We start from the raw sequence: 19,167 nt of genomic DNA, 5'->3' as shown, positions 1-19,167 counted from the left end.
AAATAGAATGCACTCGGGAGATCTGGCCACTGGATCGTCGTCAGGCAGCCGATTGCGGTGCGCGACCCGGCCTCGGCCCTCGGTGGTGGGCCGATGAACGACGCCGATCGAGCGGCGGGGATCGACGAGATCGTCGACGTGGTCCTCGACGCGGCACCCGAGATTCGCGGGCTCCAGACGGACAATCGCGGCGGGACCCTTGACCGATCGAACCCCACAGGAGACGATATAATCGCCGCCGACGACGCCGCCGACGAGCTGCTCGTCGATCGACTCGCCGCGATCGAGGCCGTCGGTACCGTCGCCAGCGAGGAGCGTGCCGACGTCGTGGACGCCGGCGATGGACTCTCCGTCACGGTCGATCCACTCGATGGCTCCTCGAATCTCTCGGCGAACGCGCCGACGGGGACGATCGTCGGCGTGGCTGACGCTCCACTCCCCGCGCCTGGCAGCGAGTTCGTCGCCGCAGTCCTGATCTGCTATGGGCCAGTGACGACGGCCTACGTGGCAATCGACGGCGAGGGCGTCACCGAGTACGAAATTCCGCCGTCTGGGGACGGCGGTACGAACCCAGCGCCGCGAGTGAGCGATGCTGCTGTCGAGATCCCGTCGGAGCCGACCGTCTACGGCGTCGGCGGTGGGGACGACGACTGGCCACCGGTCGTCGCGGGGATCGTCGAATCGCTCCGCGACGAGCTCAAACTCCGCTACGGCGGTGCGCTCGTCGCCGACGTTTCCCAGATGCTGACGAAGGGCGGTCTGTTCGCGTATCCACAGCTCCAGTCACGCCCGGCGGGCAAGCTCCGGTATCAGTTCGAGGTCGCGCCGGTCGCGCTGGTCGTCGAGGAGGCAGGCGGGGCATCGACCGACGGCACCGGTTCGCTCCTCGATCGGCCAGCGACGGAGCTCCACGACCGGTCGCCGATCTACGTAGGAAACCGATCACTGATCGATCGCGTCGACTCTGCGTTTGCGGACGCGGCCTAACGTCGGTCGCCGATTGTACCAGCGAGAAGGAACTCGACGCGACGGCCTCAGAGATCGGCCTTGCCGAACCGGTAGTAGCCGATCGCGAGGGGGACGACGATCCACAGCACGATGACGGGGAACGCGGTCCACTGTTCGGCGTAGAACGGAAGCTGCGCGGACTCGCCAGCGACGCCCTCGAGCGGGTCGCCGATGTCGGCGCTGAACAGATATCCAGCCGCACGACTACCCGCCACGTTTGGATCGAGGCTGAGCAGCAACAGTGCGTAGTCAGGGACGTTCTCCAGCGTCCACGACCCCTCCACGATACGCACGAGGCCGAGCACGAGGTACTGGTAGGCGTAGACGAGCACCAGGAGGATGGCGACGATCAGCCCCATCGCCTTCCCCCGCGAGCTGACCGAGGCGGAGACGGCGATCGCGACTGCAACGTACACCACCGAGAGCACGCCGCCGAGGATGCCGAAAGCGGCCATCTGCTGCCACTCCACGGAGCCATAGAGCGCGAACATGAGCACCGTTCCGATGAGTCCGGTCACGAGTAGCGCGCCGACGATGACGATCGATCGACCGATCACCTTGCCGACGACGACGTCCGAGCGACGTAGCGGGAGGCCGAGCAGCACGCGAATGCTACCGGATTCTCGCTCCTGGACGATCGCCATATAGCCGATCATCGCTGCGAGCACGGGCAGGAAGATCCCGATCGGCGTCTGGAACAGGGCCGCCGCGAACTCCGCGCCGTCGCTGCCGGTGTCGCCGACGAGATACGGGACTGCGCTCAACACGACGCTGAGCACGAGCAAGACGCCGATCACGCCGAGCAGGAGCTTCGATCGAGCGGAGTCCTGCAGGTCCTTCTTCGCGACGTGGAGCCACCCTGGCTGTCCGCTCATGCTGCGCCCTCCGTGTACGAGGCGAAGATGTCTTCGAGACTCGCTTCCTGCGTTCGGAAGTCCTCGATGGAGTACCCTTCGTCCTCGATCGCGCCGATGATCGCGGTCTTTCGCGCGTTCTTCTCGAGCGAGATCGAGAGTGAGGTGCCGTCGGCCTGTACGGACGTCACGTCGTCGCGGCCGTGGATCGTCGCGGTGAGGCCGTCAGCAGGCTGCTGTAGCGTGACGATCAGCGTCGATCCGCCACCCGCAGCGGCGCGGAGTCCCGCGACGTCGTCCTCTGCGACCATCGTCCCGGATTTCATGATCCCGACGCGATCACAGACGGCCTCGACCTGCTCCATGATGTGACTGGAGAAGAAGACCGTCGCGCCGCGCTCGTTCTCCTCGCGAATGATCTCTCGGAGTTCTCGCGCGCCGTTGGGGTCGAGCCCCGAGGTCGGCTCGTCGAGGACGAGCAGCTCGGGCTCGCCGACGAGCGCCATCGCGAGTGCGAGACGCTGGGACATCCCCGTCGAGAATCCTCCGGCCTTCCGGTCGATGGCGTCCTGCAGCCCGACGCGCTCGAGCAGCGCCTCCGGGTCGTCGTCTACGTCTTTCACGTCGATCGCGAACTGGACGTGTTTTCGGGCGGTCAGACGGTCGTACATCGAGAGGTCTTCCGGAAGCACGCCGACGTGTTGCCGAAGGGCGACCGACTCCTCGATTGCGTCGTAATCGAGCACCTCGATCGTGCCGCTCGTGGGCGTGGCGTAGCCGAGGAGGCAGTCGATCGTCGTCGATTTTCCCGCCCCGTTCGGGCCGAGGAAGCCGTAGATCTCGCCGTCCTCGACCGTGAGGTCGAGATCGTCGACGGCGCGAACGTCGCCGTACCGCTTCTGGAGAGCTTTAATGTCTATGGCGGCCATCGGTAATGTCCCATCAGCGAAACCGTGTATATCTTGCCATATTCTGCCACTGGAGACGCGTCTGCGCTCCTGGGAATCGGTGGAGGACGCTTCGGTGGGGTGGAGTCTCGACTCATCCGACCGACTGAACATCGATACCAATAACCATACACGATCCCGGTTCTGTGAGCCAATTCCGGGCAAACGTTGATGTGAAATGGCCGTCCGACGTTCAGTATGGAGTTTCGGATCGAGTCTGGCGCCAGCGAGGAGGAAGCATCGGCGATCGCCGCCGCGCTCGCAGAGCATCTCGGCGAGCCGGTCGAGGTGGTGACCGGTGACGACGAGGCGCCGATCGCGAGCGCCGAACCGCCACAGGGTAGCGAGTCCGGATCGGACGACGCCCGGGATCGGGCGGAGTCCTCACCAGATGCAGACCCAGCAGACGACCTCGGCCCGACGGAGCGCGAGGACGCACTCCGGGATCTGATCGCCGATATGGAGGAAGGCGGTCCCCAGAAGTACCGCGACCGGCTGGACGAGCAGGGGAAACTGTTCGTGCGCGACCGTCTGAAGCTGTGGTTCGGTGAGGACGACGGATCAGCCGATCTCACCTTCGAGGACGGCAAGTTCGCGAACTTCGACGCCTGGCACGGCTCCAGCCCCGACGTCGAGTCGCCAGATCCCGGTTCGCGCCTCCCCGCCGCCGGCCTGCTGACGGGCGCCGCCGAGTTCGAGGGCCGGGACGTCCACTTCATGGCCAACGACTTCACCGTCAAGGCCGGCTCGATGGCCGCACACGGCGTCGAGAAGTTCCTCAGGATGCAACAGCGGGCTCTGAAATCCGGCAAGCCGGTGCTCTACCTGATGGACTCCTCCGGTGGCCGCATCGATCAGCAAACCGGATTCTTCGCAAATAGAGAGGGCATCGGGAAGTACTACTACAACCACTCGATGCTCTCCGGCCGCGTCCCGCAGATCTGCGTGCTCTACGGTCCCTGCTTCGCCGGTGCGGCGTACACACCCGTCTTCGCCGACTTCACGATCATGGTCGAGGGGATGTCCTCGATGGCCATCGCCTCGCCACGGATGGTCGAGATGGTCACCGGCGAGGAGATCTCCGCGGAGGAGCTCGGGGGCCCCGAGGTCCACACCCGCGAGTCAGGCTCCGCAGATCTGATCGCCAGGGACGAGGAGCACGCTCGCGAACTCGTCGCGCAGCTGCTGTCATATCTCCCAGATAGCTCCGACGACTCGCCGCCAGAACAGACGGGTTCCCAGCCCGAGCTATCACCCGACGGAATCGACTCGGTGATCCCCCAACACCCCGACAAGGGGTACGACATGCAGAACGTGATCGAACGCGTCGTCGACGCCGACTCCTGGCTCGAACTCCGTCCGGAGTACGGCGGGGAGATCCTGACGGGCTTCGCCAGAATCGACGGCCGCCCGGTCGCGATCGTCGCGAACCAGCCTGCCAAACGGGCTGGCGCGATCTTCCCCGACGCCGCAGAGAAGGCAGCACAGTTCATCTGGACCGCCGACGCCTACGACGTGCCCGTGCTCTATCTCTGTGATACGCCCGGGTTCATGGCGGGGTCGCAAGTCGAGACGGAGGGGATCCTCGAGAAGGGCAAGAAGTTCATCTACGCCACCTCCTCGGCGACGGTCCCCCAGCAGACCGTCGTCGTCAGGAAGGCGTACGGCGCGGGCATCTACGCGATGGGTGGACCGGCATACGATCCCGAGAGCGTGCTGGCACTCCCCTCCGGCGAGATCGGAATCATGGGTCCTGAGGCGGCGATCAACGCTGTCTACGCTCGGAAGCTCGCGGAAATCGAGGACGAGGACGAACGCGAGCAGCGAGCCGACGAGCTCCGCGAGGAGTACCGCCGCGACATCGACGCGATGCGGATGGCCAGCGAGGTCGTGATCGACGAGGTCATCCCACCCAGCGAGCTCCGGAGCGAACTCGCAGCGCGCTTTGCGTTCTACGAGGACGTCGAGACGGAGCTGCCCGACAAGAAACACGGCACCGTGCTCTGATTGTCTCGGCTGAGAACGTCCCGGCGAGTTGCCGGATAGAACTCTACTCCTCTGCCGAACCGTGGCCGTTCGGTAGAGGTCCGTATTCGTCAGGTTCCGCTACTTTCACGATGCTCTTCTCGATCGTGAGCTTGGACGGCCAGTCCAGGGTTCCAACGATTGATAATTATTATGCTGTATGTGGCGAAGATGGTTCAATGCCAAAGAGTTATGAAACCATAGTTCAGAATCCAAGGCAGCAACGCCTATTCTCATCATGCCACCGGCCGACGCCATTTCTTCGTCCGACTCCCGCTCGACGGTCTCCGGTGAGATGCTGCTCGACGAGGGGGTAAGCTGGCTCGCTCGTCGGGAGCGCCTGCTCTGGATCGGTGCCACAGTCGCGCTGTTCGCGGACGTGGTGACCACGCTGCTGGGATTTCGGGTGGGGCTCGCCGAGGGCAACCCCGTCGTCGCCAGCGCGCAGGCGGCGTTCGGCGTCGCTGGCTTCCTGACGATCAAGGCCGGTGCGCTCGTCCTGGCGTACGGCGTCCGAGTTGCACTCCCCCAGTTCCGCGTGGCGATCCCGCTCGGAATCGCGCTCCCCTGGGCAGTCGTGGCGACGACGAACGCGGCGCTGCTCTTCGCTGCGGTCTGAGACAGCCTCGGCCAGTTCTGTCGTTGTGCTCCTCGCAGTCGCTCGCAGTCGTTCGTGATCGCTAGCGGTTTCGGTTCAGTAGCCGATCCCCTCGCCGTCGCCGACAATCGCCCCGGTCGCATCATTTATGCACGGCCCTGTGCAAAGTCGGGACATGGTTCGGTGTGAGATGTGCGGCGATAGTACGTCGTCGCCGAAGACGGTGAAGGTCGAGGGCGCCGAACTCCAGGTCTGCGGGGACTGCGCAGACTTCGGGACTGAAGTTCGCGACCAGAGCTCCAGTAGCTCTACGTCTACCAAATACTCCACGAGCAGTGGCGGGAGCTCGGGCGGCAGCTCCGGCAGCGGGAGCAGCTCCTCGAGCGCCAGTGGCGGCTCCTCCGGTGGTTCGAGTCAGCGCCGTCGCTCGGACATGTTCGACGACATGGACGAAGTCGTGACGGACTACGACGAGCGGATCCGGACTGCGCGGGAGGACACCGGCCTCTCGCAGGCCGATCTCGCCAACGAACTCAACGAGAAGGCGAGCCTGATCCGGAAGCTCGAACGGGGCGAAACGCTCCCCAGCGACGAGGTCCAGACCAAACTCGAGCGCCATCTGGACATCTCGCTGTCCGGGGGCGCCGGAGCGGACGAGGACGCCGAGTGGGAGGGTGGCGGTGACGCCGGCGAGTACACGCTCGGCGACGTCGTCAAGCGCAAAGATTGATTCGCAGGCACCCCAATAATTTGCGAGCAACTCCTGCTTCGGTCTTCGCTGAATCGAGAGCATCGCCGAACTGCTGATTCTGTGAAACGCGGGAGTAATCGCCGCGCACCCTGCCGAGGCCGATCATCATCTGGCCGTTCACGCAGAGCCGTCCAGTCGTGACCGAATGTCTTCGTCCGCGAGACACTGCTCGACGGCGTCGAGCAACAGCAGTGCGGCGAACTCGCGGGCTGCCGCGTGCGTCGACTGATCGCTCTCGGGGACGAGGCCGACTGCTTTTTCGAGGACTGCACGTGCGGGCGCAACCGATCTCAGGCGCTCGGCCTGCTCGTCGAGCGTCGTGTCGATCTCGTGGGCCCGCGCGTCCACGCTCGCGATCGTCAGATCCTGTTCGAGGTAGGCCAGCAGATCCGCCGGCGTCGCGTCGAGAGTGGGGGACACTCGCACCGGCTCCGTCGGCCCCGAAACGAGCACGCTCCGCACGCCCTCGGCCTGCATCGCTTGCCCGACTGCCTCGAGTGCCGCCTCCGCAGCAGCGACGGCCGCCGTCGCGACCTCGTCGGGATCGTGCGCGCTCGTCGCGAAGTGGTGCCCGGCGTCAGGTAGCGCTGCGACGCAGTCCAGCAGCGCCTCCGTCACGCCCGCGAAGTACAGGGGGATCGTCGGATCCGCCGTCGCTTCCTCCGCGACCGATCTGATAGTCGACCGGAGCCCATTTGCGCGACGCCGAACGCGCTCGTCGGGCTCCCAGTCGAAGCGGGCGTACACCTCGACGGCCGATTCCTCGTCCGGGGAGATGGTCGCGGTCCCGTCTTTGATCGCGAACATGTCGGCGTTCGGGCCATCGAGCACCAGTGTGGCCCGGTAGCTGCCTGCGGGAAGTTCGAGGATCAGTCGTCCGGCCTCGTCAGTGACCCCTGATGCAGTCCGGACGCCGATTTCGGGCGGATGGGTCGTTGCCTCGTCGCTATCGCCGCCGACAGCTGCCGGTCCGGCAGGTGCCGCTTCCGTCGCCTCCGAGTCAACCGTGGATCCGCTGGAGGAATCGCTGGGCGACTCGGCGGGCTCGATCTCGACCGTCGCGTCGGCGATCGGATCTGCGGCGACCAGCGCGGAGACCACGAGCGTCCCAGAGGACGGTGCGAGCGCAACGCCGACGGTCGTGAGCGCCTCGTCGATCCGGATCTCGACGGTCTCGTCGTCGTAGCCCGGCGCGCTGACGACGGCCGTCACCGTACCGGTCGTGACGGGGAGGCTCGTCGTCACGGAGCCGTCGTCGATCGCGGCGGATTTCGTCTCTTCCTGATCGGTCGTGACGGTGACCTGTCCGGAAGGGATCGCGTCCTCTGTCTGCGCATCCGTGACCTCGACCTGCAGCCCCGGCCGGCCGACGGTCAAGTGGACCGATCGCGTCTCCGGCCGCGGCGATGGATCGTCGATCGCGAGCTCGACGTCGTCGGTCGTTCGCTCTGCGGCCTCGCCCTTGATCGAATACTCACCCGGCGTCAGCGCGACCTCGGTGGTCGTTCCCGCGAGCGTAGTCGTCTCGACCAGCGAGCCGTCCTCGGCACGCCTGATCGCGACGATCTGCTCGCCGGGGACTTCCTCGCCCTCGTCGTCGGTGAACCGGATCCTGACCGGCACCGAAGTCTCGTCGATAACGCGCCGCGTGGGCCACGCGCCGACCGTGCCGAGTCCGAGTCGGAGGCCGGTCGCGGTCAGTCCGCCGTGGAACGTGCCGACGAGGAGTGCGCCCAGCCCGATCTCCGTGCCACCGACCGTGGCCGTTCCGAGCACTGGCCCCCAGTACAGCCACTGGACGACTGCGATACAGACGATCCCCCCGATCCCGCCGAAGCAGAAGTGGCCGACGACTGCGCGCGGCCCCGCGATAGCCGACCGGGCGGGCGAGAGCAGTCTGAGGCCGTAGACGCTCCCGACCGACAGGACGCTCCCGATCATCGCGACGAAAAGCAGGCTCACGATCGACCCGATGTCCATCCAGAGCCCGACGAACTCGTCACCCTCTTGGTCGGCCGGCTCGGGCTCTGGCTCCGGCTCGGGTGGCGGTGGGACGACTGTCAGGTCGACGCGTGCCGGGCGGCCCTCCCCGCCGATAAGGATCGCCGTGGCATCCTGGCTCGGCTGCGCGATCGCGGACGGTAGCGACTGTGCCGATCCGGTCAGTAGGGCCGGGTCGATCGGGAGGTACGTCGTCGAATCGTCACGGATCAGCAACGCGTCGTATCCGGTGAGTGCAGCCGGTTCGGGTGCGTAGAGCGATCCCTTGGCGATCCGGAGCGGCACAGTCGCACGTCCTGGCCCAGTGACGGCGACGTCCACGAGCGCTGTCGTCTCCGCAGCGGTGCCGCCCTCCCCGCTGCTCCCATCTCCACCGGGGGCGGAGACGTTGTAGACGCGAACCTGGACGCTTCCGGCGCCCACCACGTGTTCGGGAACCGCCACGAACGGCTCCGGCCCGCTATCTCGAACGCTGTAGACGGCGGTCGGGCCGTTCGTCTCGAGGGCCACCTCGATCTGGTTCGGTCCCAGTTCCGGGTGGGCGAGTGGTTGCACGACGACGAGGCCGCCGTTCCGGTACTCGAGGGCGGTGGTGCGCTCCGCAGCGTCGGCGATCGAGAACGCGACCGGTCCGGCCGAGACGGTGGCGTTGTTCATCACGACCGACGCGCTCATCGAGTACTGCGCGGGGACTCCAGAGAGCTCGGTGGGCGTCACGAGGAGCGTCGCGTTCGATCCGCTCCCCTCGACCGTCGTCTGGAACCGCTCGCCGCTGTTGGCGGCGAGGAGCACAGGGGCCGCGCCACCGAGACCGCGCACGTCGACCGGGACCGCGAGGGTGGCATTTTGGAACGTCGCAGGCGCCGTTTGAGCGACGTAGCGGAGATCTGCCGCGCCCGTGATCACGGTCTCGCCGTCGTGACTCGCGGTGACGGTCGTCGACGAGAGGTTGGCGGTGGCCCCGGGCGGGACGACGTCGGTGATCGGGACGCGAGCGACGTATCGGTCGCCCTCCCGGACTGCGCTGGCCGTTGTCGATCCATCGACGGCGGGGACCTCAACGGAGACGTTCGTCCCCGGCCCGGCCTCGCCGATGCGCTCTACGGTAACGGCGAGGACGACGTTGCCGCCGTCCCGCGTGACGTTGCCCTGCTGCTCGCCGGCCTCCTGTGCCGAGAGGAGTGCGTCGTCGGCTACTACTGCGTCTCCCCCGGTGGTGTCCGCTGGTACGGATCCGCCGGGCGAGGCGACCGTCATGCCGACCGAACCGACCGCGAGCATCCCGACGATTCCGGCGATGACGAGGATCGTCCGAATCCCGCGCCCGCTGGCAGCGGTGCGGTGACCAGCGATCACGGCGTCATCACCTGAAGAAGTGAGTCACCGACCGTCAGCGCCAGCCAGCCGACTCCGAGAACGATCAGACAGACCCCGAGCGCAACCGGCACAAGGAGGGCCCGACGCGAGTACGTCGTCCACTCGCCCTCCGCGAGCCGACGCCGGGCCGCTCGTCCGCGTCGGAGTGGGAGCACGGCTCCAGCCGCCGCTCCGAGGAGACTCCCCAGCACGGCGAGTCCGACGATCCGCAGCCTGAGCGACCAGGTCAACGACTGCTGGCGGTCGCGGAGCGCGGCGTCGTGGGCCGCGAGGCCGTCTTCCGTTCGACGCTCCAGCGTCTCCGATCGGTTGCCGAGTGCCTGGATCGCTGCGGCGCTCTGGGGCCCGCCAACGGCGGAGTCGGCGACGTCGTAGAGCTCCGTGCGAAGCCCCTCGGCGGCAGCGAGATACGACTCTCGCGTCGACATCGTCGCATCGATCACCCGCTCCTCGGGCGTGGATCCGTTCTCCACGGTCGCGGTTGCGGCGGAGAGGTTCGCGAGCTGAGCGTCGAGGGCCGCTTCCTCTGAGCGGTACGTGTCCAGAGCATCCCGAAGCTCGGTCGCCTGTTCGGCCGAGGCGACCGGAATCGCCCCGTCGATCAGAGCCGACTCCACGCTGTGATCGACGATCGATAGCGCCGGGCCCGGAACTGGTTCTGGCGAGGCGAGTGAACCCAGCGAATCGTTGGTCGGGGCAACGACGCGGATCCGTAGCCGGTCCTCGCCGCTGGAATCGATGACGGTCGCCCAGTCAACTCCGGTCTCGTCGAGCGTCCGTGCTCCGCCTGCCTGCTGGCAGAGGTGAACGACCAGCTCGGACCCGTTGTACACCGCGACCGTTTCCCCCGGGCCGGTCGGCTCGTCGGCGGGCGGCGTCACGACGACGGCCGGTTCGGCCTCGACCGTCGTACAGGGATCCGCAGCGGCCGTGGATGCGCCGAGAACGCCCGGTGCGACGGCGACGAGCCCGATCGCGAGAACGATCGCGAGGAGAGCTACCCTTCCGGACAGGGAATCCAGTGACCGCGGCGTCGGATTAGCCATCGCGCTCACCACGCTGGAGCCGGCGTCGCTGCTGGAGGAATGCGGCCGTGCTCCCGGCGATCACCCCGACACCGAGCCCGACGGCCAGCAGTGCGAGGGAGAGCGTCGGATCCGTTGCGAGCGCTGTTTCGAGTGATTCGACGGTACCTGCCCGATCGGAGACCGCTGCGGCCATCGCGGCCGGCGGCCCACTCGCTGGATCGGCAACCCGAACCCACGACCCCACGGCCGACCGAACGCCGAAGAGATCGAACAGGAGCACCGCTGCGATTCCGATCGCGACCAGGCCAGCGACGGTCGTTCGACGATCGGTTCGCATAGGTGGATGTGGCGCCCATCGGGTCACTCCGGCTCGCCCGCGGGCACGCGCTTCGAGGCAATACCGATCCGGCGGCCAAAACGGTTCTGCCAGAATCGTTATGTCCCTTGCCCGATGGCCGCTCCCGTCGGGCCGTTGGCATCGGACCGGCGACCGTCGTGGTTCGACCGCCGCGACCGCCGCATCCGACAGCTTATATCCGAGGCCGCGCCTACCGACGTGCGTGCGGATCGAGAACAGTTTCGTTCCGGTCGACGGCGTCGGCGAGGTGACCGAGCGCAAGCTCTGGCAGGCAGGCGTCACCGAGTGGTCCGAGTTCGGCGGTCAGGTCGTCGGCCCCACCCGGGCCGATCGCATCGAATCGTTCGTCGACGAGGCGACCCGCCGGCTCGATCGCGGCGACGCGGCCTTCTTCGCCGACCGAGTTCCCGACGCCGAACACTGGCGGCTCTTCGAGAACGTCCGCGAGGAGACGACGTTCCTCGACATCGAGACCACGGGACTCGATCATTACGCGGACCGCGTGACGACCGTCTCGATCCACCGCGACGGCGACACGCGAACGCTCGTCCAGGGGCAGGATCTCAGCGCTGACGCCCTTCGAGCCGAGCTCGAGGCTTCCTCGCTCCTCGTCACGTTCAACGGCCGTCGCTTCGACGTCCCCTTCCTCGAGGCGTCCTACGATCTCTCGGTCGATCTCCCCCACGCTGATCTTATGTCGATGTGCAACCAACTGGGCTACTCCGGCGGCCTCTCCGCGGTCGAGGGAATCTTCGGCATCGAGCGCGATCGGCCGGACATCTCCGGGCGCGACGCAGTGCGGCTCTGGCACGAGTACGAGCGTGGACAGGACGGCTCGTTGCAGACGCTCATCGACTACAACCAGGAGGACACGGTGAACATGGAGCCGCTGATGGAGCAGGTTTCACAGGAGCTCCACACCGAAATCTTCGAAGCTGCTTGCGTGGGCGAGGAGTAGCGGCGGCCGGCAGCGTCACTGGTGCACCGGTCGGCGATGTTACTGCCCCTCGTAGCGCCACGTGTCTTCGCCCCAGGCAGGGTTGACGACGCCGGGCAGCCGCCGGAGTCGGGGTCGCACCATCTCCCACCAGGGGTCGGGCTCGTCGAACCCCGCCTGGTGGGCGGGAAAGACAACCTCGAGGAACTCGCCGACCGATACGGCCTCCTGCTCGCGGAGGTGATCGAACGCGGCCCGGATCGCGTCGATTCGCCAGTCCCGCATCATCTCGCTGGTTCCAGGCACGTCGACATCTTCCAGCAGTTCGTCTACGCGGGCCTCCACGTCGACTGAGACGTCCTCGGTCGGTACCTCACCGATTCCGGTGCGTGATCGGTACCAGACGGTGAGCGTCGCGGGGTCACCGCGGACCTCCTTCCGACCCACCTCGTCGCGGGCGAAGAGGGCCTCCAGGGCGGTGCGAGCGGTGTGTTCCGTGACGTTCATCGCCTCCGCGACTTCCCGCGTCGTGTAGGGTTCGACGCCGGAGAAGACGGAGAGGGCGCGATCGTCGGGGACCGTCTCGGCGTACTGCCCCCACGCTCGCTCCTCGTTCTCGCTCATGCCAGTAGCTCACGTGCTCCAGGGGCTTGTTTATTTCGGACAGAGATCTGGTAATTGATAGCTGCCGTGCTCGCCCGATCGGTCGATTGCTTCGGGACGGCGCGGAGCGTGGGATCGAGTGGCACCTCCGCTGACGGTCCCATCGTCCACCTCGTATGCGACGAGTTTCGGAATCTGTCCGAAATCCTCCGAACGCATTAAGTCGTGGGCTCCGTACCGACCGCATCATGCCCGCTGGACTCGACGTCGGGGCCGCCAGGATCGTCGCGGCAACCGAGGGGGGAACCGACGGTACGCGAAACGCAGCACTCGCTGTCGAACGAAGCGAGTACGTCGAAGATTTCCTCGAGGGCGCGGACACGCCCTCGGTCACGACCGACGACGCCATCGTCGCGCTCGGCGACGCCGCCCCTGAGGTGGCGACGATCGTCAACGACACGCCGACACGACTGCTCGGCGCCGATTCGACGCTCCCGGCCGACGACGTCCCCGCCGCCGTCGAGGCGCTGCTTCGCGCTCTCGTCGGCGAGGGCGATGGATCACTCTGTTTCGTCCCGCCGTCGGGAATCGACACGGGACCGATCGAGGACGCCGCCAGCGAACTCGGCTACGATCCTGCGTCGCTCGATCCTGGCGTCGCCGTCTGTTACGACGCGTTCGACTCGCCAGCGACCGGGCTCGGCGTCGTCGTGGATGGCACGCGCACGCTCGCGACGCTCGTCGTCGAAGGCGTCCCGGTGTCGCGCTCGGAACTCTCCCGCGGCGGTGACTGGATCGATCAGGAGCTCGCCAGCGCGACCGGAAACGATCCGGAGGCCGTCGCCGAGCTGCGTGCGAACGCCTCGCTGGACGATCCGACGTCCGGCGCACTGGCCCTGCGCTACGACACGCTGCTCTCGAATCTCGCGCTCGCGATCGCCGACGAGTCTCCCGCGGTCGAGGGGACGATTCCGATCGTCGTGGCCGGCGCCGCGGCACCGGACGGCATCGACAGTCGCCTGGCGACCGCACTCGACGACGTCGATCTGCCGTTCGAGGTCGGGGACGTCCACCGCGCCGCCGACGCCGAATCCGCTGCCGCCCGCGGGGCACTCCTCGCCGCTCAGGACGCCAGCGCCGTCGCGACGGACGCCGAGGACGCCGATCCGGCTGCTGCTGGCTTCGCCACTGGATTCGCGGACGAAGCAGCCGCTTTGGCGGCGCTCGCCGCGGGCTCAGATGCTGCAGCATCGGGTGGTGTCGACGCTGCAGACGGCGTGCAGGCAGGCGGTGCCGACACACCCGAACCCGCGACGGCCGCAACTGCTGCCACGGACGTTGGCGGTGTCGATATAGCGTCCGAGAGCGGTGTCGAGAGCGCAGATCTCGACGGTCTCCGCGATCGTCTGGCGTATCTCGAGGACCGGCTCGGTCTGGACGACGAGCAGCCACTCGACGAGGACGTGGCCGACCTCGCCGAGGAGGTGACGACGCTCCTCGCGCTCCGCGAGGACGTCGAGGCACTCGAAACCGCAGTCGACGATGCCGCCGCGGCAAGAGACAGCGGTGTTCCCGAGGACGCAGCTACGGCCGAGGAAGTGGAGTCGCTCCAGCAGTCGGTCGACGAGCTGTCTACGTCGCTGGACGATCGCATCGACGCGATCGAATCCCGTCTGGAGGCGCTGCCACCGGTCGCGGATCTCGCCGACCTCGTCGATCGCGTGGACGAGATCGATCCAGACGATCTCGACGCGATCGTGGATTCACTCGACGAACGGGCCGAGGAGGTCGCTGGCCTCTGCTCCGATCTTGCGGCTCTCGACGACGAGATGGATGCCGTCGAGTCCGAGGTCGAGGTCATCGACTCGACCGTCGAGGATCTGGAGGCAAACGTCGACGATCTCGATGCGAATGTCGGCGATCTCGATTCGGACGTTGACGACCTCGACGCGGACGTCGGCGAGCTGGCTACCGACGTCGGTGAACTGGACGCGACAGTCGAGGAAATCGACGAGGGACTCGGTGACGTCGAAACCACCGTCGTGGAGCTCGAAACGGAGATCGATGCGCTCGAATCCGACGTCGAAGCGGCCGTGGACGCTGGCGCCGACGAAGCCACGATCGACGCGCTGCGCGAGCGCATCGAGGTGGTCGAGACGACTGCCGAAGACGTCGAGGCGGAGTTCGACGACGTGGCGACGGCTGCTGCTCTCGAGACCGTAGAAGACGCGCTCGGCGACGCCGAAACGTACCTCGACGACGTCGAGAGCCGCGTCAGTGATCTCGAAGGCGAGGTCCCGGATCCCGATCTCGTCGACGCGCTATCGGTCGACCTGGAGGCGCTACGTGGGCGGGTCGAAGAACTGGAGTCCGGTCTCGCGGAGCGCTTCGAGGACATCCACGACGAGATCGACGAACTCGAATCCGACGCGGCCGACGCGGAGGAGCTTGCCGGGCTGGAAAGCGACGTCGCGGCACTCGAGGGTGCCGTCGAGGACGCGGAGGCCGAGCGGGTCGAGCTCGAGGGCGCTATCGACGATCTCCGAGCGGAGTTCGACGCCGTGAGTGATCTAGAGGCCGAGATCGAGACGCTTCGATCGGACGTCGAGGCAGTTCCCGACGACGCCGTCGACGAGACGCAACACCAGAACGCGATCACGAGCGTGGAGAGCCGCATGGATTCCGTCGAGAACCGGATCGCCGAAGCGGAGGTCGACGCCGCGAGCGGTGCCGGTCGGAGTGCGATCCTGGCGCTCGGCCTTGGTCTGGCATCCGTCGGTGGGCTTGGTGCTGCCCTCGCGTATCTGGCCGACCAGACCGCGCTCGCCGGCGGGTTCGTCGCCGTCCCGCTGGTCGCCGTGATCGTCGCCTGGTATCTGAGCTAGAAGCGATCGCGTCGGTCGACCTACCCGGTCAGTCTCGTCAGTGAGTGTCGGGTGTCGTTACTCGGTGTCGGACGGTTGCGGTAGTTCCTCGAGCAAGGTGAGCGCGCTCTCGACGGCACGAGCGCCGACGTCCGTTCGCTCCCGGGCCTCGGCACCGCTCATTCCCGGCCCCGTGACGCCCAGAGTCACCGGCGTGTCCCTGTCGAGACTGATCTCCGTGAGCGCGTCGGCGGTCGACTGCGCGATCACCTGATCGTGGTCGGTGTCGCCCGTGACGACGGCACCGATCACGGCTACACCGTCGACGTCGTCCCGTCGCGCCAGCCGATCGGCAGCCAGCGGAGCGTCGTACACGCCAGGTACCGCGACGCTCTCGACGACCGTGGCACCTGCTTCCTCCGCCACCTCGCGTGCCTCTTCTTCCATCGGCTCGGTGACCGACCGGTTGAACTGCGCCACCACGAGGGCGAGTCTGCTCATGCACCATGGGTAGCGTGGCCGCACAAAAGGTGTACCGTTCCACGAAACCACGATCAGTGGGATAACTTTCGCAAAAGAGGACTGACCCCACCGGGCATAGGTATCCGGACCAATCACAGGGTGGGACTGGAAGAGGCCGAGCGCTCGACCCGTCCCCGGCGAGTCGCGGATGGTCGAGCGGAAGGGGGCTTCCAGGCGGTTCACGGTTGCGACAGCAGAGCACGAGCTGAACAGATTCGAACGCGACCCCAAGGGTTATCCCGGATTCCGCGCAATCGGCGCACGATGAATGCAGACGAACGGACCCGATATTTCGCTCGAACCGCGGCGCTCGCCGCCGCATCGACGATCGTCATTACGGCGAGTTTCATCGGCGTCCTCGCGCTGCTGGAGGGCGAGTTCTCGACGCTCGACTCGCGGATTCCCTGGTATCTCGTCGCGACCTCGCTGATCTTCCTCTCGACGATCTTCTTGCTCGAAGAACACGGCGCCGACGGTATCGAGATCATCGCGATCACCGGCGTCGTGACGGTGCTTGGCTTCATCATGATCGTTCTCGCCGTCGAGGGTGTCAACTACGCCCGCACGCATCCCGAGGACGTCTTCGTGGACCGACTCGTGCTCTACTTCCTCGCGGCAGGGATGTTCGGCACCGGCATCGGCTACTGGGGAATCAAGCACTGGCGGGAGTTCACCGGCCAGTCCGAGCAGACGAGTTCGCTGTAAAACAACCCGTCACGCCTGAGGAGATTACTCCGGCCGCCCGACTGCGTCTTCCTCGATCGCAGAGACGTCCTCGATGTTCGCTTCGTTCTGGAGGTGTTCGTGAAGCTGCTGATAGATCGGCGTCGCCGAGTCGGCTGGGTCGGTTCGGCCCGGCAGCGTCGTGAGGCAGTCCCAGTCGCCGACGAGCACGAGCCGCTTCTTCGCTCGCGTGAGCGCGACGTTCAGCCGCCGTGGTCCCTCGTTCGGGAAGTCCAGGAAGCCGATCTGGCCGGCGTCGTTGCTCCGGACGAAGGAGACGACGATCGCCTTTGACTCGCTGCCCTGGAAGGAGTCGATCGTGTTCACCGTCACGTCGTGGTGGAGTCCCGACTGATCGTGGCTCGCCAGCGCGGAGCGAATCTTGGCGACCTGTCCGGTGTAGGGCGTGATAACGCCGATATCGGCCGGATCGACGCCGTAGCGGAGCAGGCGGTCGATCTCCGCGACGACTGCCTCGACCTCTGCAGGATTGTAGAGCGACTCGCGGGGCGTCCGCTCCTCCGAGCCGGACACGTCGACGCCGACGAGGGGATCCAGCGTTCCGATCGTCCAGTCTCGGTTTCGGCTGGCATGCGTGAGCAGCCCGTCGTAGAACGCCTCGTTCGGGAACGCCGCGATCGATTCGTGCATCCGGTACTGCGTCCCCAGCGTCGTCACGATGCCGTCGCCGTAGACCTCGAGGACGTGCTCGAAGAGGGATTTCTCCATCTCCTCGCGGTCGGCGTACTCGCCTGAGTGGTACGGCGGGAGCTGTTTGTGGTCGCCGGCGAGCACTGCGCGCTCGCCCTTCGAGAAGGGGATCAGGGTCGCCGGTATCGTCGCCTGCGTCGCCTCGTCGACGACGACGAGGTCGAAGAGGTCGTCGGGGAACTGGTGAGCCGCGCTCATCGTGGCGCCGACGACGTCGGCCTGCCAGTGATCCTCGCCGACGTACTCCTCCTCGACGACGGGGTGATCGCAGTTCGATCCGACGCGGGCGATCGAGAGTTCGTCGTCCTGGGCCAGCGCGTGCAGCGAGCGGGGATCGGCCTGCTCGGTCGTGCTCGACCCGACGAGCAGATTGTCTACGGCCTGATTTGAGTGGGCGACCGCGAGCACGCGCAAATGGTCGCGAGCGGCTTCCCGGATCAGCTTCGTCAGCGTCCGGGTCTTGCCGGTGCCGGGCGGCCCGTGGATGCAGAAGACGTCTTCGGCGCGGAGCGCGGAGGTGGCGGCGCGAGACTGGTACTCGTTGAGGTCGCCCGTCCGGACGTCGACCTCGGTCGCGTCGCGGAACCCCACGTCGCGCCGCCCCGTCAGCACGTCTGCCTTCCGGTCGTCGGCCTGGATCGTCTCGATGGCGTCCCACTGGCGGTCGAACGGGACGACGTTGAGCAGCTCGCCGACGACGAAGCTGGCGTCGCTGTCTGCCTTGAACGCCGCTTCCGCGGCGGCCTTGTCTTCGGTCTTGCGCCAGTAGACGCCGAGGCGCATCGTTCGCCCCTCGACCTCGTAGAGCTCGGCTTCGACGGGGAACCCGCGGCCACCGTGCTCGTGGCCGATGATCACTTCGCTACCGGGGTAGAGGCCCGCTTCACGGAAGTCGAACGCCTCGACGCTCTCCGACGTCGAATCGTCGTCCTGCTCGCCGTTCGACGTTGCCTCTGACTCGTTGCCGGACCCACTGGCGTCGTCTGGATCCATCCCCGCAGCGTCGGCGAGTTCCTCCCAGTTGTCGTAGCGCGCTCCGGCCATCGAGGCGTCGGCTGTCGCAGCGTCCGCGCCACCAGCGTCGTCTCCAGCGCCGGCTTCGTCTGCCGTCGTTCGATTGCCGTCTCCGTCCTCGTCGGCGGCCGGCACGCGCAGTTTCACGATCTGCTCGCCGTACTCACCGACCTCGCGTCCGACGGGGACGACGCCGGTGACGCCGCCGAACTCCCCGCAGAACTGGTCGGCGGAGAGGTCCTCGAAATGTCGGCGCGTCCCCTCGCGTTCGGCCTCCTTCTCGCGCTCGACGAACGCGGTGAGCTGGTCGAAGAGGTCGTCGCCGTCGACGCTCTGGAGACCCGCGACGGAGCTGCCGGGTGCGGCGCTGTCGTCGGCGAGGTCGGTCGATCCCTTGAGATAGCTCGGCTGTGCGATCGGGTCGTAGTCGGGGTGCCAGAAGCGCAGCCGCCACGCCGGGTAGGTCTCGGCGAACTCGTCGAGACGAATGTGGGTAAGATCGCCCCGTGCGTACTCGTGAAAGCCCACGCACTCGACGACGTGCTCGGGGTGGTAGAGCAGATACTCGCCGGTCAACTCCGCGGAGTCGACCTCGTGGAGCGGAATCCTGACCGTCGCGCCGTCGCCGTCGAAACCGCCGTGCCGGGCGAACCGCTCGATAATCTCTTCGACCGGCACCGGATCGACGAGCCGCCAGCGATCGAACCGCTGGCGTAGCTCCCGGTCGAAGACGGCCGGCCTGGTCTCCATCCCGTCGATCTGCCGCTTGATGGCGTCCAGGGCGTCCTCCATCTACAACTGGTTGGCCGACGCGCTACATGAACGTTTGTCGGACGAGCGTCTGAC

The 19,167-nt window shown here is 66.8% G+C and carries 16 protein-coding genes; 7 read left to right on the top strand and 9 right to left on the bottom strand.

Features of this window, described 5'->3' with window-relative positions; translation table 11 throughout:
- The first annotated feature begins 93 nt into the window (after positions 1 to 93).
- Positions 94 to 987, top strand: coding sequence for a class 1 fructose-bisphosphatase (locus MXF70_RS13515; protein WP_248516192.1), 894 nt, complete (start codon positions 94 to 96; stop codon positions 985 to 987).
- Positions 988 to 1,034: 47 nt separating this feature from the next.
- Here the strand turns inward: MXF70_RS13515 and MXF70_RS13510 are convergent, their stop codons facing one another.
- Both MXF70_RS13510 and MXF70_RS13505 read right to left on the bottom strand, forming a co-directional pair.
- On the bottom strand, positions 1,035 to 1,883 hold the full coding sequence (locus MXF70_RS13510; RefSeq protein ID WP_248516191.1) for an ABC transporter permease subunit: 849 nt from the start codon (positions 1,881 to 1,883) through the stop codon (positions 1,035 to 1,037).
- Positions 1,880 to 2,791 (bottom strand): ABC transporter ATP-binding protein, encoded by a 912-nt coding sequence (locus MXF70_RS13505; RefSeq protein ID WP_248516190.1) that lies wholly within the window; start codon positions 2,789 to 2,791, stop codon positions 1,880 to 1,882. Before MXF70_RS13505 ends, MXF70_RS13510 begins: the two co-directional genes overlap by 4 nt.
- Before the next feature lie 216 nt (positions 2,792 to 3,007).
- Here MXF70_RS13505 and MXF70_RS13500 point away from each other — a divergent pair, with 216 nt between their 5' ends.
- Positions 3,008 to 4,816, top strand: coding sequence for an acyl-CoA carboxylase subunit beta (locus MXF70_RS13500; RefSeq protein ID WP_248516189.1), 1,809 nt, complete (start codon positions 3,008 to 3,010; stop codon positions 4,814 to 4,816).
- A 256-nt stretch (positions 4,817 to 5,072) separates the two neighbouring features.
- A complete protein-coding gene (locus MXF70_RS13495) occupies positions 5,073 to 5,453 on the top strand; it encodes a DUF5658 family protein (RefSeq protein ID WP_248516188.1) in 381 nt (126 codons plus the stop codon).
- Positions 5,454 to 5,528: 75 nt separating this feature from the next.
- Here MXF70_RS13495 and MXF70_RS15515 read toward each other — a convergent pair whose 3' ends face one another.
- Positions 5,529 to 5,762, bottom strand: a complete 234-nt coding sequence (locus MXF70_RS15515) for a DUF8138 family protein (protein WP_510631681.1) — start codon at positions 5,760 to 5,762, stop codon at positions 5,529 to 5,531.
- On the opposite strand from MXF70_RS15515, the gene MXF70_RS13490 reads away from it, so the two are divergent.
- On the top strand, positions 5,656 to 6,162 hold the full coding sequence (locus MXF70_RS13490; RefSeq protein WP_510631680.1) for a multiprotein bridging factor aMBF1: 507 nt from the start codon (positions 5,656 to 5,658) through the stop codon (positions 6,160 to 6,162). The two genes, MXF70_RS15515 and MXF70_RS13490, sit on opposite strands and share 107 nt — an antisense overlap.
- A 138-nt stretch (positions 6,163 to 6,300) precedes the next feature.
- On the opposite strand, the gene MXF70_RS13485 is transcribed toward MXF70_RS13490, so the two are convergent.
- The 3 genes from MXF70_RS13485 to MXF70_RS13475 are packed head-to-tail and all read right to left on the bottom strand — an operon-like array spanning position 6,301 to position 10,926.
- Positions 6,301 to 9,540, bottom strand: coding sequence for a hypothetical protein (locus MXF70_RS13485; RefSeq protein WP_248516186.1), 3,240 nt, complete (start codon positions 9,538 to 9,540; stop codon positions 6,301 to 6,303).
- The gene (locus MXF70_RS13480; protein ID WP_248516185.1) at positions 9,537 to 10,607 is read right to left on the bottom strand and encodes a hypothetical protein; all 1,071 of its coding nucleotides are present in this window, start codon (positions 10,605 to 10,607) and stop codon (positions 9,537 to 9,539) included. Before MXF70_RS13480 ends, MXF70_RS13485 begins: the two co-directional genes overlap by 4 nt.
- The gene (locus tag MXF70_RS13475) at positions 10,600 to 10,926 is read right to left on the bottom strand and encodes a hypothetical protein (protein ID WP_248516184.1); all 327 of its coding nucleotides are present in this window, start codon (positions 10,924 to 10,926) and stop codon (positions 10,600 to 10,602) included. The genes MXF70_RS13480 and MXF70_RS13475 overlap by 8 nt, the downstream gene beginning before the upstream one ends.
- A 223-nt stretch (positions 10,927 to 11,149) precedes the next feature.
- Here MXF70_RS13475 and MXF70_RS13470 point away from each other — a divergent pair, with 223 nt between their 5' ends.
- Complete coding sequence (locus MXF70_RS13470; protein WP_248516183.1) at positions 11,150 to 11,905, top strand: ribonuclease H-like domain-containing protein; 756 nt, start codon at positions 11,150 to 11,152, stop codon at positions 11,903 to 11,905.
- Between the two features lie 39 nt (positions 11,906 to 11,944).
- Here MXF70_RS13470 and MXF70_RS13465 read toward each other — a convergent pair whose 3' ends face one another.
- Positions 11,945 to 12,508, bottom strand: a complete 564-nt coding sequence (locus tag MXF70_RS13465) for a hypothetical protein (RefSeq protein WP_248516182.1) — start codon at positions 12,506 to 12,508, stop codon at positions 11,945 to 11,947.
- Between the two features lie 227 nt (positions 12,509 to 12,735).
- Between MXF70_RS13465 and MXF70_RS13460 the strand changes: the two genes are divergently transcribed.
- Positions 12,736 to 15,372, top strand: coding sequence for a disk-shape morphogenesis protein volactin (locus tag MXF70_RS13460; protein WP_248516181.1), 2,637 nt, complete (start codon positions 12,736 to 12,738; stop codon positions 15,370 to 15,372).
- 57 nt (positions 15,373 to 15,429) lie between these two features.
- Here MXF70_RS13460 and ribH read toward each other — a convergent pair whose 3' ends face one another.
- Positions 15,430 to 15,852: a 6,7-dimethyl-8-ribityllumazine synthase gene (ribH, locus tag MXF70_RS13455; protein WP_248516180.1), complete on the bottom strand. Its 423-nt coding sequence runs from the start codon at positions 15,850 to 15,852 to the stop codon at positions 15,430 to 15,432.
- A 285-nt stretch (positions 15,853 to 16,137) separates the two neighbouring features.
- Here ribH and MXF70_RS13450 point away from each other — a divergent pair, with 285 nt between their 5' ends.
- Positions 16,138 to 16,578 carry a hypothetical protein gene (locus MXF70_RS13450; RefSeq protein ID WP_248516179.1) on the top strand — a complete coding sequence of 147 codons (441 nt, stop codon included), beginning with the start codon at positions 16,138 to 16,140 and terminating at the stop codon, positions 16,576 to 16,578.
- 24 nt (positions 16,579 to 16,602) lie between these two features.
- On the opposite strand, the gene MXF70_RS13445 is transcribed toward MXF70_RS13450, so the two are convergent.
- Positions 16,603 to 19,113 (bottom strand): AAA domain-containing protein, encoded by a 2,511-nt coding sequence (locus tag MXF70_RS13445; protein WP_248516178.1) that lies wholly within the window; start codon positions 19,111 to 19,113, stop codon positions 16,603 to 16,605.
- Between the last annotated feature and the right edge of the window lie 54 nt (positions 19,114 to 19,167).

Source organism: Salinarchaeum laminariae (assembly GCF_023204835.1).
GTDB lineage: Archaea > Halobacteriota > Halobacteria > Halobacteriales > Salinarchaeaceae > Salinarchaeum > Salinarchaeum laminariae.
Note: the sequence above shows the minus strand (reverse complement) of the source record. Positions and strands in the feature narration are given on the sequence as shown.

Excerpts from the sequence above, each read along its gene's own strand:
- MXF70_RS13465 (WP_248516182.1), bottom strand. The coding sequence starts at position 12,508 with ATGAGCGAGAACGAGGAGCGAGCGTGGGGGCAGTACGCCGAGACGGTC.
- MXF70_RS13505 (WP_248516190.1), bottom strand. The coding sequence starts at position 2,791 with ATGGCCGCCATAGACATTAAAGCTCTCCAGAAGCGGTACGGCGACGTT.
- MXF70_RS13495 (WP_248516188.1), top strand. The coding sequence starts at position 5,073 with ATGCCACCGGCCGACGCCATTTCTTCGTCCGACTCCCGCTCGACGGTC.
- MXF70_RS13460 (WP_248516181.1), top strand. The coding sequence starts at position 12,736 with ATGCCCGCTGGACTCGACGTCGGGGCCGCCAGGATCGTCGCGGCAACC.
- MXF70_RS13500 (WP_248516189.1), top strand. The coding sequence starts at position 3,008 with ATGGAGTTTCGGATCGAGTCTGGCGCCAGCGAGGAGGAAGCATCGGCG.
- MXF70_RS13510 (WP_248516191.1), bottom strand. The coding sequence starts at position 1,883 with ATGAGCGGACAGCCAGGGTGGCTCCACGTCGCGAAGAAGGACCTGCAG.
- MXF70_RS13480 (WP_248516185.1), bottom strand. The coding sequence starts at position 10,607 with ATGGCTAATCCGACGCCGCGGTCACTGGATTCCCTGTCCGGAAGGGTA.
- ribH (WP_248516180.1), bottom strand. The coding sequence starts at position 15,852 with ATGAGCAGACTCGCCCTCGTGGTGGCGCAGTTCAACCGGTCGGTCACC.
- MXF70_RS13450 (WP_248516179.1), top strand. The coding sequence starts at position 16,138 with ATGAATGCAGACGAACGGACCCGATATTTCGCTCGAACCGCGGCGCTC.
- MXF70_RS13445 (WP_248516178.1), bottom strand. The coding sequence starts at position 19,113 with ATGGAGGACGCCCTGGACGCCATCAAGCGGCAGATCGACGGGATGGAG.
- MXF70_RS13515 (WP_248516192.1), top strand. The coding sequence starts at position 94 with ATGAACGACGCCGATCGAGCGGCGGGGATCGACGAGATCGTCGACGTG.
- MXF70_RS13475 (WP_248516184.1), bottom strand. The coding sequence starts at position 10,926 with ATGCGAACCGATCGTCGAACGACCGTCGCTGGCCTGGTCGCGATCGGA.